Genomic DNA, 13,567 nt, shown 5'->3' with positions numbered 1-13,567 from the left:
GCGGGAGAGCGGGTGGCCCTCCCCCATCCCCTCCCGCCTGCGGGAAGGGCGTGCCCGGTGGCAGAGGGACCATATCACCCGTGGGGAGGGGTTCCGGCGTGTCAGTCACGGCGCTTGATCGGTTCGACCGGCTTGGCGACGGGGACCGCGATACGCGGGTCCTCGATATTGCCGGGCATCGGCGCGTGCGGGATCGGCGGCGCGGCGTTCATGTAATCGCGGACCAGCTCGTCGATCGACGGCTCGACGCCGGGCTGGGCATAGCCCTGGAGCTGGCGCAGATAGCCGTAACGCTGTTCAGTGACGCGGCGGCTGTCCTCGGGGGTGCGCAGGATGGTCGGGCGGATGAAGACCATCAAATTGGTCTTGGACCGGCTGCGCGCCTTGGATCGGAACAGCGCGCCCAGGCCCGGAATGTCGCCCAGGAACGGGATCTTCTCGATCGTCCGCCGCTCATTGTCGTCGAGCAGTCCGCCGATGACCGTGATCTGGCCGTCATCGGGGGTGAACACATTCTCGAACGCGCGCTTGTTGAGGATCAGTTCGCTGTTGTTGCTCGACACCGGCCCCGCGATCGAGCTGACCTCCAGGCGGACATAGAGTTTCAGCGAGCCGCCCGCATTGACCTGCGGCTTCACGTCCAGCTGGATGCCGACATTCTGCCGCTGCACGGTGCGGAAGGTGTTGTTGAAATCATTGGACAGCGCCTGGCCGGTCGTGACCGGAATTTCCTGCCCGACCAGGCTGTGCGCCTGTTGATTGTCCAGCGTGATGATGTGCGGGACCTGCAACAGGTTGGAGGTGGTGTCGCTCTTCACCGCATTGATGATCGCGCCGAACACGGTGTTGCCGACCTTCCCGCCCCAGCCGGCAAAGCCACCGGTGGTGCCCAGGATCGACTGCACCGCCGACTGGGTCAGCTGGCTATAGGCCTGGTTGGGGACGTTGGTCGTGGTCCGCGTGCCGTCGGGCGCAACCACCGTGGTCGTGGTGCCGCCGATCGTGTTCGCCCCGACCGCGCCCGCGATCTGGAGGATGTTGGGCGCGGTGTTGCCATAGGTCGACGCGGCGAACGCCCCGCCCGTCAGGCTACCCAGTAGGAACTGCGCGCCCAGCCGCCGTGCGGTCTGGTCGGAGACCTCGGCGATGATCGCCTCGATCAGCACCTGTTCGCGGCGCACGTCCAGCTGGCGGATCACCTCGCCGATCTGGCGCTGGATATCGGCGGGCCCGGCGATCACGATGGCATTGGCGCCGACGAAGCGGGTGACGACCGCCGCGGTGCGGCCGCCCTGCGTGCTGATCGCGGGTTGCTGGCCGGTCTGGCCGCCCGCGCCGGGCGCGCTCGCCGCCTGGGGCTGGGCGACCGGCTGGACGCGCTGCGCGATGGCGGTGCCCGCCGCCGATCCCGACTGGCTGTTGGTCTGGGTAAAGCTGCCGCGCGACAGGGTGGTTTCCTGGACCGGATCGGGCGTCTGGCCGACCAGCTGCTGGAGCACCGGCAGAAGCTGCTCGGCATCGGCATTTTGCAGGAAGACGACGCGGATCTCGGTGCCGCTCTTGGCCTTGTTGTCAAGGTCCAGCGCGATCTGGGCGAAGCGCGCGACGCTCGACGGATCGCCGCGCAGCGCGATCGAATTGGAGCTGTCGATGGCGACCACCGACACGCCGGTCGATCCTTGCGCGGGGGCGCCGCCCTGCCCGCCGCCGCCATTGCCCGCCAGCGTCTGGAGCGCGGTCGCGATCTCGCGCGCGCCAGCATTCCGCAGCGCGATGACGCGGGTCGAGGCATTGTCGGCGTCGATCCGCCGGACCACCTCGCGGATGCGGCGGATATTGTCGGCGAAGTCGACCACGACCAGGCTGTTGCCCGCGCGGTTGGCGGTCACCGACCCTTGCGCGCTGACCAGCGGGCGCACCGTCTCCAGCGCGCTCGGCGCGTCGATCGCGCGCAGGCGGATGATCTCGGTGACATAGGAATTGCGGTTCGCGCCCGACGATCCGATCCGGCTGGGCTGCGACGCGGCATTGTCGATCGGCTGCACCCGGAACGCCCCGCCCGCGCTGGGCACCGCGACCAATCCGTTGGAGCGCAGCGTCGACAGGAAGATCTCGAAATATTCGGACTTGGACAGCGGCCGGTCGGTCACCACCGTCACCTTGCCGTTGACCCGGCTGTCGATGATGAAGGTCCGCCCCGTCACCTTGGCGGCATCGGCGATGAAGGCGCGGATATCGGCGTCGCGGACGTTGAGCGTGGTCTGCGCCTGCACCCCCGCCGCCAGGGCGAGCGCCAGAACCGAACCGAGGACGAGCTTCTTCATGGCCGTGGTGCCGCAATCTGGAGGGAGAGCGGCAGCGTCTGATCGCCCCGCTCGACCGTGATGGAAAGAGAGCCGCCCTGTGCGAAATCGCTCGCCAGGCGGTCAAGGTCGCCGGGGCCGGTCACGGGGCGGCCGCCGAGCGCGGTGACGATATCGCCCTCGCGCAACCCCGCCGCGCGGAACGCCGTGCCCGCGCCCATCGGCCGGACGACGAGGCCGGAGACGCGCCCGCCATCGAGCCGGGGGATGAAGCCGATATCACTGCGCAGCTGCGCGATGGCGATGCCGCCCTGCCCGGCAGCCGGGGGAGCGGCGATGCCGGGCACGGGCGCGCCGGGCGCGGCGGGGGGCGCGTCCGACTGGTCGAGATACAGGTCCTCGGTCGCGCCGCCGCGATCGATGGTGATGTGATCGAACGCCACCGACTTCAGCGTCACGCCCGGCTGGATCTCCTCGCCGACCGAGACCGGGCGCTGGACGCCGTCAGGCCCCGCCACGATCGCCGAGCCGCGCCCCGACGCCTCGTCGATGCGCGTGCCGAACAGGGTGAGTTGCAGGCTGGTCACCGCCGAGGGCGCGGCCTGCTGTCCTTGCAGGCGGAAGAAGGGGTCGAAGCCGTCGAGGATCGCGGCGGTCGATCCGACGACGCTGGGCGCGACCGGGCGCCACTCGCCCAGCGGCGAGACCGGCGTCACGAGCACCCATAGCAGCCGCGCGCCCTGAACGGCGAGGACCGCCATCAGCGCCAGTTCGGCCACCGAATAGACATTCACGACCGGCAGCCGCCGCAACCATCGGCGCCCGCGCGCGTCGAGCCTCAACCGCATGAAATCAGACCCCATCCGCTTTTCCGGGCACTAGGCATGGCATGTTACATGTTTGCGTCAAAGCCCCGAAACATGTTCGTCATATGGGTTTCACATGGACATTGCGATGAACCCTATCCCGACCGACCCGCCAGAACTGGGCAACGGCCTTGATCCGACACCGATTATCGCCCGACTGGCCGCCACGCCGGGGGTGCAGCGGCTGCCAAGCCCCAAGCTGACGCTCTTCGTGAAGCGCGACGTCCTGCCGCTCGAACTCTGCCAGGCGTTGATGACGCGAATCGACGAGGTGCGCCGTCCCTCGACCATCGCCGACGCAAATGGCGACGCCAGCTATCGGACCAGCGAGACGGGCGACCTGCCCGGCGACGACCCGGCGGTGATCGAGACCGAACGCCGCATCGCGATGCTGACCGGGCTGTCGGCCGCGTTCGGCGAACCGATCCAGGGCCAGCGCTATGCCGTCGGGCAGGAGTTCAAGCAGCATACCGATTATTTCGAGCCGTCGGGCCTCGACTATCACCGCTATTGCGCGCTGTCGGGCAACCGGACCTGGACGGTGATGCTGTACCTGAACACGCCCGAGGCCGGCGGCGCGACCCGGTTCAAGGCGGTGGACAAGATGATCCAGCCCGAACCCGGCAAGCTGGTCGCGTGGAGCAACCGCCGCGCGGACGGCTCACCCAATCCGGCCACGCTGCACCAGGCGATGAAGGTGCGCGCGGGGGTGAAATACGTCATCACCAAATGGTATCGGGAGCTGCCGTGGCGGGGGTAGAGACGGACCTCCGTTCGCCCTGATCGACGTCGAAGGGCATGCTGAGGCGGTTGCGGCTTGGCGAAGCGAATCCCTTGGCCTTCGACTTCGCTCAGGCTGAACGGAGGGGGGGCTTCGTTTTTAGCCTAACATCCGTTCAGGCTGAGCGAAGTCGAAGCCCACGCCCCACCCTCTCCGCCGAACCGAAAAGGCCGCCGCCCGGATCACTCCGGACGACGGCCTCATGCCGGGATCAGAAGGTCGTGCTGATCCCCAGCGAGAAGATCCGGCCCAGATTATATCGGTTCAGATAGACGAACCGGCCATTCCCGAAATCCTGCCGCTCGTTATAGCGCGTGCGGGTCAGGTTGCGGGCCTCGGCCTTCAGCTCGAACTTGCCGCCCGCCAGCTCGAAGCCCTGCCGCGCCACGAGGTCGAGGCGGATGCCCGGCACCTCGATGATGTCGGGCTGGAAACCGTCGCCCGACAGGTTGGACGGCCCGCGATTGGTCACGCGGTTGCTGGCATAGTTGAACAGCAGCGTGACCTGCGACAGCGCGGCGGTGTCCTCCATGCCGAGTTGCAGGTTGACCAGATGGTCCGACTGGCCGGTCAGCGACGCGCCGTCGCGGAACAGCAGCCGCGCCGGGCCAAAGCCCGAGGCGCAGCCCGCCAGCCCCGGCGATCCTTGCGCCGCCGCCGGGTTGGGCACGCAGGTCGCGTCCGCGCGGATCTTCGACTTGGTATAGGTATAGTTGGCGATCGCGACGAGGCGGCGGGTGGCGAAGAAGTCGCCGCCCAGCCCGGCGAGCGGCACATATTTCTGCAACTCGAACTCGCCGCCATACAGATTGGCCGAGGGCAGATAGGTGAAGCCCGTCTGCAACCGATCGTCCGCGCCGGTATAGAAGCCGACCTGCTCGATCGGGTTCTTGATCCGCTTGTAGAAGCCCGCGACGGTGAAACGCTGGTCGCGCGCATAGAACCATTCGTAGCGCGCCTCGAGATTCCACAGCTCGCTGTCGCGCAGGTTCGGGTTGCCGAAGAACAGGCGGTCCGAATCCGGGTCGCGGAACTGCTGCGGCGCCAGCTCGCGGAATTGCGGGCGCGAGATGGTCTTGGCGCCGCTCGCGCGCAGCTGCATGTCGGCGGCGAAATTCCAGGTCAGCGTGCCAGCGGGAAGGAAATAATCGTTCTTCAGCCGCGTCGTCGCGCTCTGCACCGGCGTCACCGTCTCGACCGCGGTCTCGTAGCGGATACCCGCCACCGCGCGCAGCCCGTCCATCACCTCGGCCTCGGCCTGAACGTAACCGGCATGGACGTCCAGCCTGGCGTCATAGGCATAGGCGCCCAGCTGCTGCGGCGAACCCAGCTGGAGCGTACACGCCCCCTGCCCGCGCAGCGGACAGGCATTGTTGATGACGTCGGGGCTCAGCAGATAGTCGGGGCGATAGAGATTATAGGGAAAGCCCGGTGCGGTCCCTGCGCCGTCGCTGGTCTGGTAGTTGAACTGGATACGGCTCGAATAGCGGTCCGTGCCCTGATAGAAATAGCCGCTGCTCAGCGTGATCGGCCGTTCGCCGTCGATCCTGTAGGAAAGATCGGCCTGGCCGGTCCACAGATTCTCGTTGAGTTCCGAGAAGATGATCGAGGCGAACGGCGTGAAGCGCTGCGTCACCTGATAGGCGCCGTTGCACTGGAACCCGCCCGCGCCATTGCCGCCGTCATAGCTGATCGGCAGGCCCGTGGTGGTACGGTTCGAGCAGAGATAGTCGAACTGGCGCTCATAGGGCGCATTGCGCTTGGAATTGGCGAAGGCGCCGCGCGCATCGAATTTCAGCGCGTCGGTCAGCTTGAACTCACCGACCAGCTGGCTTTCGATCAGCTGGCGCTCGAACCAGTTGGTGTTCTGCTGGAAGCGGAGCCCGCTGGCATTGTTATAGACCTCCGCCGCCGAGCCGCGCCCCTGTTTCAGCGTGTCGTGGATATAGACGTTGGTCCAGCGCACCGTGTTGTCGCCGAACTCGTAACCCAGCCCGACCAGCGCATTGGCGACGATGCGGTTGTCGGTCAGCAGCGTGCGGAAATCATTGCGGATCGTGCCATCGGTCGACACCGAATCCTGCTGGATCGCCGAGCGGGTGCGGAAGGTGTTGGACAGGCTGAGCGACGAGATCACGCCCAGCCGGTCGCTGCCGATGTCGAACACCGACCCCGCCGAAATCTCGCCCGACAAATTGGCGGGCAGATGGTTGTTGCGCTGGAGCAGCGTGGTCGAGGCATTGGAGAGCTGCGCCACCTGCGCGGCGGGCACGATGCCCGATCCGCGCCCCGCCTGCACGTCGCGCACGAACTGCGGCACGGCGCGCGTCCCGTCGTCATAGCCCAGCCAGTCGGCCTTGCCGCCCGCATAGGTATAGCCCAGCTCGCTGGTGGTCACATCGTCGGCCGCGACCGTGAACCCGCCCGAAATGAAGTTCTTCGCCGGGATCGCCTTGGTCGTCAGGTTGATGACGCCGCCGCCGAACTCGCCGGGATAGTTGACCGAATAGGTCTTCTGGACCAGCGCCGAGCCGACGATGGTGGTCGGGAAGATGTCGAGCGGGACCGAGCGACGCAGCGGCTCGGGACTGGGCAGCGGCGATCCGTTGAGCAGCGACGAGGAATAGCGGTCGCCGAGGCCCCGGACATAGACGAAGCCGCCGCCGACGACCGACAGGCCGGTGACGCGGGTCAGCGCGCCCGCAATGTCGCCCTCGCCCGTGCGCGCGATATCGGCGGCGGACAGGACCGAGACGATCTGCGGCGTGGAGCGGATCGTGTTGGGGATGTTGCGGCCGACGACGACGATCTCGTTGCTGGCCGAGGCGTCGACGCCGGGGGCCGAGATCTCGACCGGCTCGTCCGTCGACTGGCCGTCCTGCCCGGTCGGGGTCTGGCTCTGCGGGGTCGCCTGCCCGTCGGGGCTGGTCGCGGTGGTGCTGGTCGGTGCGGGCGCACCCACCGTCTGCGCGAGCAGGGCGGGCGCGACGAGCTGGGACGTCAGCAGAAGGAGGGAGGCATAAGCGAGGCGTCGCTGCATGGCCGGGTCATCCGATCAGATATATGGAGGAAAGCCGGGGCGGCGATGATCCGCCACCCCGGCTTGCCGAGAGCGCCCGGTCGAGCCCTGGGCGCATGGTCAGCGGGGCCTTAGCGGCCGTTGCAGCTGAAATAGACCGAGGTGAAGACGGGCGGACCGGCTTCCTGCGGGCCGCCATTGTCGGTCGGGCCGACACCGGCGGCGCGGATCGTCGTGCGGTCCGAACCCGAACCCGCACCGGCCACGATGTTGACGCAGGCGACGCCGGAATTGGTCGACTTCACGATGCCGTTGATGAAGGTCATATCGGCCCCGCCGCGCAGACGGATCGCGGCGGGCGCGAGCGCGGTCTGGAGGAAGGTGAAGTTGGCATAGCGGCCGAAGGTGCGCGGCAGCAGTTCCTCGGCGTTGTTCGAGTCGATCTCGGTCGAGAAGCTGTCGGCGGTCGCGCCGATCGTGCGCTGCGCCGCGATCAGGAACTGCATGAAGCCGCGATAGCCATTGTCGATGTCGAAGCCGTCATCGTCCGCGCCGGTGATCGCGATATATTTCAGGTTCGACGTGCCGCCGAAGATCTCGATCCCGTCATCGGCCGAATTGTGGCTCTGGATATGGTCCAGCACCGTGCCCGAGCCGGTGCCGCCCAGCGTCAGCCCCTGAAGCTCGTTGCCGTCCGAGATGGCGATGCCCGAATAGCGGATCTGGACATAGGACATCTGGCCCGACGAGTCGGCCTGGTTCGCACCGCCATAGAAGCGGCCGGTCACGCCCTCGATCGCCAGTTGGCAGGTGGTCGACGAACCGGAGGCGTTGTTCGGGCCGGTGCCCGACACGCAGACCGCGGTCGGCGCGCGGCCAAGCAGGATGATGCCGCCCCACTGCCCCTGGGTCGCGTCGGACACGCCGTTGCTGACCAGATTCTGCTGCGAGGTGAAGATGATCGGCGCGTCGCGGGTGCCGACCGCCGAAATCTTCGAGCCGCGATTGACCAGCAGCAGGTCGTTGGTCGCCTCGGTCGAGTCCGCCGCGATCACGACGCCGGGCGCGATGGTCAGCGTCACGCCCGAACCACCGCTGGAACCCAGGTCGCTGCCGACCTCGGTCTGGCCGCGCAGGCGATAGACGACGCCCGCGATCTTGGGCAGCGACAGGTCGGCGGAGATGGTCTGCGGCAGGCGGCAGAAGCGCAGGCTGGGCGAGGACGAACTGTTGGTGCCGTCATCGATCGTGCCGGTCGGGCAGACCGAGGTGGCGGCGGCATAGGTGCCGATCGACGGCACCGCCGTACACCGCGCGCCCGAGCCGCCGAACTCCGCCGAGGTCGAGCTGCAGGTCCAGCCCTGGAAGGCGGTGTCGGACGGGCCGTTGAGCGCGCCGACATAATTGGTCGAGGTGAAGAAGCCGTTGATGATCGACGGATCGGCGGCGGTGGTCAGCGAGGTGCTGCTGGCGGGATAGATGCCGTTCAGCGTCGCCCCGGTGCCGTTGACGTTGTTGTTGCTGCCCGCATTGACGATCGCAAGCTGTTCGTCGGCGGTGACCGAGACGCCGTTGACCGCCGTCACGGCGGCGAATTGCGCGGCGGTGATGTTGGCGGTGGGCGTCGGGGTCGGCGAGGCGCTCGGCGTCGGGGTGGGCTGCACGATCACCACGCTGCCCGCGCCCGGCGACGCCACGCTGTCCGCGCCGCCGCACGCGGCCAGCGAGGCGCAGGCCGCGCTCGTCATGAGAAGAAGGCCGAACCGCTTGATGCTCGCCATCGCCGAAACACTCCCGATCTTGTCATTGCTCTATCGGGCGAAGAGCCGCCCGCCGACCGATCCGGGACACGTCCCCCCATCGATCATGACACGGGCGTTAGGCGCGGCAGATGACGCCAAGATGCAGTTTCAAAGAAACTTTTATGACATATCCGCGTCGGTGATGTGACAGCCGGTCAGACGGCGTCCGCCCCCAGCGACTCCTCGACATCGAGCGTGCTGGAGACGGGAATGGCGATGGTGCAATGGACCCCTTCGGCCCCCAGCTCATAGGTGGTCCTGGCGCCCAGCTGATAGGGCAGCGCGCGTTCGATCAGCTCGCGGCCCTGCCCCCTGCCGGGCCAGGTGCCCGCCGGCGCCATGTCGACCCCGCTTTCGCGCCAGTCGATATGCAGCCACGGCTTGCCCTCGGTGCCGCCGGGGCGCAGCGCCCAGCGGATCGCCAAATGGCCGCCCGACTGACGCAGCGCGCCATATTTGACGGCATTGGTCGCCAGTTCGTGCAGCGCCATGGCCAGCGTGTGCACGGTCGAGGAGCGGAGCCGCACACCCGCCGGGCCCTCCAGCGTGACGCGATCGGCGCCGCCGTCCATCGCCATCAGCTCGGTGCGGATCAGGTCGTCGAACGCGACGCGGTCATGCTCCCCCAGTCGCGACAGCATCGCCTGCACCCGCGACAGCGCCGCCAGCCGATCATCGAAATGGGCGCGGAATTCGGGCAAGTCGCGGCTGGTGCGCGTGCTGTGGTCCGCGATGGATCGGACGATCCCCATCAGGTTGCTGGTCCGATGCTGCAACTCGGCGATCAGCACGCGTTGCAGCGCCTCGCTCTTGCGCAGTTCCTGGTCGGCCCGTCGCCGCTCGGTCAGGTCGGTGGTGACGACGAGGAAGCGATTCCCGTGCCCGCCGCTGTCGGGCAGCAGCGATATGATACTGCTCGCCCACACTTCCGTTCCGTCGGGGCGGCAATAGCGTTTGTCGAGGCTGCTCGGCATCCCGGTTTCGGCCGCGTTGGCAATCGCCTTCAGGCTGGGCGCGAGATAGTCGGGATGGGTGACCTTGGCGACGTTCAGCGCCAGCACGTCCTCGCGCGGTCGGCCCAATATCCGGCACAATTCCTCGTTCACGCGGACGAAACACCCGTCCGAGGTGATGACCGACAGCCCGACCGGCGCGGTGGCGAAGATCGCGGCGAGCTGTCCCTCGGTTTCGGCCAGCTTGATCTGCACGACCTCCTCGCGAAGCCGCACGATCTCCGCCTGCGAGCGTTTCCATTCGGTGATGTCGCGGGTCGTGGTGGCGATGCCGTCGCCCAGTTTCACCACCGTCTGGAAGAACCAGCCGTCAAACTGCTCATGCGCGTAATAGCGTTCGTCCTGTTCGGCCACGCCGGTTTCGGTGACCCGGCAGAAGGTGTCGAAGATGCCCTCCTGCACGACGCCCGGATTGCGCTCGAGCAGGCTCTCGCCCCGCACCTCGCCATATTTGCTTTCCGAGGTATGGTTGTTGAGCACCCAGCGGAAATCGACGATCCGCCCCGCTTCGTCACGGATCGCCTCGAACACCTGGATCATGTCGGTCGAGGCGTCCATGGTCGCCTGGAGCAGTTCGGGGCTCACCTGCAATCTGGGCATGGGCTGGGGCATCGGTCCCTCGCGATCTGGCATATCCCCGCCATCATGCCCTGTCCGCGCCAAAAGGGGAAATGGCGTCCCCCGCTATGACGGCTGGCGGCGGCGGGCATCGATGCTCCACGCGCCGCCGCCGACAAAGGCCAGGTAGAAGAAGACGAAGCAATAGAGGATCGCCTCGCTGCCGCCATTGACGCCGGGCCAGATGCTGGAGGGTAGATGCGCGGTGAAATAGGCGACCGCCATCTCGCCCGAGGCGATGAAGGCCGCGATCCGCGTGAACAGGCCGAGGGTCAGCAGGATACCGAGCCCGATCTCAAGCACCGCCGCGACGACGAGCAGGGTCGGCAGCGGATCGGGCACGCCGGGCTGGGGGATCGGAAAATGGAACAGCTTCATCACCCCATGCTCCATGAAGAGCAGCGCGGCGACGATGCGCAGAAGGCTGAGGATGCGGGGAGCCCAGACGGACATGGCGCAATCTTTCATATAGGGCCGGAGCGCCTGTACACGGCGCCCCGGCAGGGAGGGTCAGGCGATGGCGGCTTTCACCGTCTCGGCCAGCGGGGTGGTCGGGCGGCCGATCAGGCGCGACAGCTGGCGCCCGTCATCGAACAGCGCGCCTTGCGAGGCGGCGACATCCCATCCCGCGATCGCGTGCGCCAGTCCTTCGGGCAGTCCGAAGCCGGTCAGCGCGGCGGCATAGTCGGCGGCGGGCATGTCCCGGTACGCGATATCCCGGCCGGTCTGGTGCGAGAGTTCCGCCGCCAGGTCCGGCAGGGTCCAGGCAGTGTCGCCCGCCAGTTCATAGGTCCGGCCTGCATACGCTGCATCGGTCAGCACGATGGCCGCCGCCTCGGCATAATCGGCACGCGCGGCGGAGGATATCTTCGCGTCGCCCGCGCTGCCGATCAGCGCCCCGGCCGCTAGCGCGCCGGGGAGCGAGCCTGTGTAATTCTCGCTATACCAGCCGTTGCGCAGGATCGTCGCGGGGATGCCCGCCTCGGCCAGCGCGGCCTCGGTCGCCAGATGCTCGGCCGCCAGGTCGAGCGGCGAGCGGTCGGCGTGGAGCAGGCTGGTATAGACGATCCGCCCCACCCCGGCCTGGACCGCCGCCGCGATCACGGCGCGATGCTGCGCCACCCGCTGCCCCACCTCGCTCGACGAGATCAGCAGCAGCGTGTCGACCCCGGCGATTGCCGGGGCAAGCCGGTCGGCCTGCGCATAGTCGAAGGCCCGCACCTCCACGCCCAGATCGGCAGCCTTGTCGGGCGAGCGGGCGAGCGCGACGATCGGCTCGGCGGCGCCCATCGCCTTCAGGTGGCGGATGACGAGGCGGCCGAGCTGGCCGGTGGCGCCGGTAACGGCAATGGTCATGACATTCGCTCCTTGTGCGTGATCAATGGAATCGGAAGGCGGAGATGGCCGCACCCGCGACCGTCTCCGAATAGATGCGCTCGCCCGCGCCCTCGGCCGCCCCGGCGGCGACCATCAGCGGCAGGAGATGCTCGGCCTGGGGATGGGCCAGCCGCGCGGCCGGGGCGGTTTCCCAGCGGATCAGCGCCTCGGCCCGCGCCGCGCCGGTTTGCGTCGCCGTATGGGTCAGCCAGGCGTCGAAGGCGGCGCTCGGCTCGGCGGCGCGCGGGCTGCCGAACAGGCGCAGATTGTGAAAGCTCATGCCCGACGCCAGGATCAGCACGCCCTCGTCGCGCAAGGCCGCCAGCGCCCGGCCCGCCGCGACATGCCGTTCGGGGTCGAGCCCGCGATCGACCGACATCACGACGACGGGAATCTCCGCCTCGGGCCACGCCACCTTCATCGGCACGAAGACGCCGTGATCGAGACCACGGCTCGGATCGACCGAGGCGACCAGCCCCGCCTCGCGCAGCAGCGTGGCAGCGCGTGCCGCCACCGCCGGAGCCCCCGGCGCGTCGTAGCGCAGCGCATAGGTGTGCGCCGGGAAGCCATAATAGTCATAGATCAGCGCGGGCCGCTCGGCGCCGGTGAAGGCGAAGCCGTCCGTCTCCCAATGCCCCGACACGACCAGCACCGCGCGCGGCCGCTCCGCCAGCGTGCCCGGCAAAGCCCGCAGGAACGCGCCCATCCCGGTCCAGATGCCGCGCGGGTCGTCCATGAAGAAACAGGGACCGCCGCCATGGGGAATGAAGAGGCTGGGTTGGCGCATGGGACATCCTTTCGCCGACCGATATGGAATGGCCCCGCATCCGTGATAATCGGCGTTCTGATAGAATGACCTTCAACCAGGAGTATCAAATGGCGGATCGGCTGACCGGGATGGAGGTGTTCGTCCGCGCGATCCGGCTGGGCGGACTGTCCGCCGCCGGGCGGGCGATGGGCATGTCGCCGACCATGGCGGCACGGCATCTCGACGCGCTGGAGGCGCGGCTCGGCACCCTGCTGGTCCAGCGTTCGACGCGGCGGCTGGCGCTGACCGATGCGGGGGCGGCCTATCTCGACCGCGCCGAGCGGGTGCTGGCCGAAATCGCCGAAGCCGATGCCGATGCCTCGGCCCAGTCGCGCGCGGTCGAGGGGCTGCTCCGCGTCAGCGCGCCCGCGACCTTCGGCGTGATGCATGTCGCCGGGCTGGCCGCCGAATTCCATCGTCGCCATCCCGGCGTCACGATCGAGCTGGGGCTGGACGACCGCTATGTCGACCTGCTGGAGGAGCGGTGGGACATGGCGATCCGCATCGGTCGGCTGAGCGACAGCGCGCTGGTCGCGCGCCGCCTGGCGCCCGTCCGCCTCGCCATCTGCGCCGCCCCGGCCTATCTGGCCGAACGGGGCCTGCCGCGCACGCTGGACGATCTGCGCGACCATGACTGCCTGGGCTATACCCTGATGTCCCAGCCGGGCGCGACGATGTGGGGCTTTGGCCGCGACGGCAGCCGCCTGGTGCCGGTCCGGGGATCGCTGCACGCCAATAACGGCGAGGCGCTGGTCCGCGCGGCGATCGCGGGACAGGGACTGGTCTATGGCCCCCGCTTCATCGCTGCCGACGCGATCCGGCGGGGCGAGCTGGTCGAGGTGACGCTCGATGCCGATTACATGGCGCTGGGCGCGGTCCATTCGGTGACGCACAGCCGCCGCCGCCTGTCCGCGCGCGTCCGCGCCTGGATCGACTTCCTGGTCGAGCGCATACCCGGCATGGCGCAGGACTGGTGATCC

Annotated in this window: 10 protein-coding genes; 2 read left to right on the top strand and 8 right to left on the bottom strand. The window is 68.2% G+C overall.

Annotated elements, in window-relative coordinates:
• Nucleotides 1-101: 101 nt before the first annotated feature.
• Both gspD and QE363_RS06960 read right to left on the bottom strand, forming a co-directional pair.
• Nucleotides 102-2,324 (bottom strand): type II secretion system secretin GspD, encoded by a 2,223-nt coding sequence (gspD, locus tag QE363_RS06965; protein ID WP_309693559.1) that lies wholly within the window; start codon nt 2,322-2,324, stop codon nt 102-104.
• Nucleotides 2,321-3,151, bottom strand: coding sequence for a type II secretion system protein N (locus QE363_RS06960; RefSeq protein WP_309693556.1), 831 nt, complete (start codon nt 3,149-3,151; stop codon nt 2,321-2,323). The genes gspD and QE363_RS06960 overlap by 4 nt, the downstream gene beginning before the upstream one ends.
• 106 nt (nt 3,152-3,257) lie before the next feature.
• Between QE363_RS06960 and QE363_RS06955 the strand changes: the two genes are divergently transcribed.
• Complete coding sequence (locus QE363_RS06955) at nt 3,258-3,929, top strand: 2OG-Fe(II) oxygenase (RefSeq protein WP_309693553.1); 672 nt, start codon at nt 3,258-3,260, stop codon at nt 3,927-3,929.
• 232 nt (nt 3,930-4,161) lie between these two features.
• Here QE363_RS06955 and QE363_RS06950 read toward each other — a convergent pair whose 3' ends face one another.
• The 6 genes from QE363_RS06950 to QE363_RS06925 form a co-directional block, all read right to left on the bottom strand.
• Nucleotides 4,162-6,990, bottom strand: coding sequence for a TonB-dependent receptor domain-containing protein (locus tag QE363_RS06950; protein WP_309693550.1), 2,829 nt, complete (start codon nt 6,988-6,990; stop codon nt 4,162-4,164).
• Between the two features lie 110 nt (nt 6,991-7,100).
• Complete coding sequence (locus tag QE363_RS06945) at nt 7,101-8,750, bottom strand: hypothetical protein (RefSeq protein ID WP_309693548.1); 1,650 nt, start codon at nt 8,748-8,750, stop codon at nt 7,101-7,103.
• A gap of 176 nt (nt 8,751-8,926) precedes the next feature.
• Nucleotides 8,927-10,396 (bottom strand): PAS domain S-box protein, encoded by a 1,470-nt coding sequence (locus QE363_RS06940; RefSeq protein WP_309693545.1) that lies wholly within the window; start codon nt 10,394-10,396, stop codon nt 8,927-8,929.
• Between the two features lie 72 nt (nt 10,397-10,468).
• On the bottom strand, nt 10,469-10,855 hold the full coding sequence (locus QE363_RS06935) for a DoxX family protein (protein ID WP_373424693.1): 387 nt from the start codon (nt 10,853-10,855) through the stop codon (nt 10,469-10,471).
• A 57-nt stretch (nt 10,856-10,912) separates the two neighbouring features.
• The gene (locus tag QE363_RS06930) at nt 10,913-11,758 is read right to left on the bottom strand and encodes an SDR family oxidoreductase (protein WP_309693540.1); all 846 of its coding nucleotides are present in this window, start codon (nt 11,756-11,758) and stop codon (nt 10,913-10,915) included.
• Between the two features lie 22 nt (nt 11,759-11,780).
• On the bottom strand, nt 11,781-12,566 hold the full coding sequence (locus QE363_RS06925) for a class III extradiol ring-cleavage dioxygenase (protein ID WP_309693535.1): 786 nt from the start codon (nt 12,564-12,566) through the stop codon (nt 11,781-11,783).
• A gap of 65 nt (nt 12,567-12,631) precedes the next feature.
• Here QE363_RS06925 and QE363_RS06920 point away from each other — a divergent pair, with 65 nt between their 5' ends.
• Nucleotides 12,632-13,564, top strand: coding sequence for a LysR family transcriptional regulator (locus tag QE363_RS06920; RefSeq protein ID WP_309693532.1), 933 nt, complete (start codon nt 12,632-12,634; stop codon nt 13,562-13,564).
• Nucleotides 13,565-13,567 lie beyond the last annotated feature (3 nt).

The organism is Sphingomonas sp. SORGH_AS_0870, from assembly GCF_031453175.1.
Lineage (GTDB): Bacteria > Pseudomonadota > Alphaproteobacteria > Sphingomonadales > Sphingomonadaceae > Sphingomonas.
The sequence above is the reverse complement of the archived record's forward strand: the minus strand, read 5'-3'. Positions and strand labels throughout refer to the sequence as shown.

What these genes read in the sequence shown, in the direction of transcription:
- QE363_RS06955 (WP_309693553.1), top strand. Translation starts at nt 3,258, where the DNA reads ATGAACCCTATCCCGACCGACCCGCCAGAACTGGGCAACGGCCTTGAT.
- QE363_RS06940 (WP_309693545.1), bottom strand. Translation starts at nt 10,396, where the DNA reads ATGCCCCAGCCCATGCCCAGATTGCAGGTGAGCCCCGAACTGCTCCAG.
- QE363_RS06925 (WP_309693535.1), bottom strand. Translation starts at nt 12,566, where the DNA reads ATGCGCCAACCCAGCCTCTTCATTCCCCATGGCGGCGGTCCCTGTTTC.
- QE363_RS06960 (WP_309693556.1), bottom strand. Translation starts at nt 3,151, where the DNA reads ATGCGGTTGAGGCTCGACGCGCGCGGGCGCCGATGGTTGCGGCGGCTG.
- QE363_RS06930 (WP_309693540.1), bottom strand. Translation starts at nt 11,758, where the DNA reads ATGACCATTGCCGTTACCGGCGCCACCGGCCAGCTCGGCCGCCTCGTC.
- gspD (WP_309693559.1), bottom strand. Translation starts at nt 2,324, where the DNA reads ATGAAGAAGCTCGTCCTCGGTTCGGTTCTGGCGCTCGCCCTGGCGGCG.
- QE363_RS06935 (WP_373424693.1), bottom strand. Translation starts at nt 10,855, where the DNA reads ATGTCCGTCTGGGCTCCCCGCATCCTCAGCCTTCTGCGCATCGTCGCC.
- QE363_RS06945 (WP_309693548.1), bottom strand. Translation starts at nt 8,750, where the DNA reads ATGGCGAGCATCAAGCGGTTCGGCCTTCTTCTCATGACGAGCGCGGCC.
- QE363_RS06920 (WP_309693532.1), top strand. Translation starts at nt 12,632, where the DNA reads ATGACCTTCAACCAGGAGTATCAAATGGCGGATCGGCTGACCGGGATG.
- QE363_RS06950 (WP_309693550.1), bottom strand. Translation starts at nt 6,990, where the DNA reads ATGCAGCGACGCCTCGCTTATGCCTCCCTCCTTCTGCTGACGTCCCAG.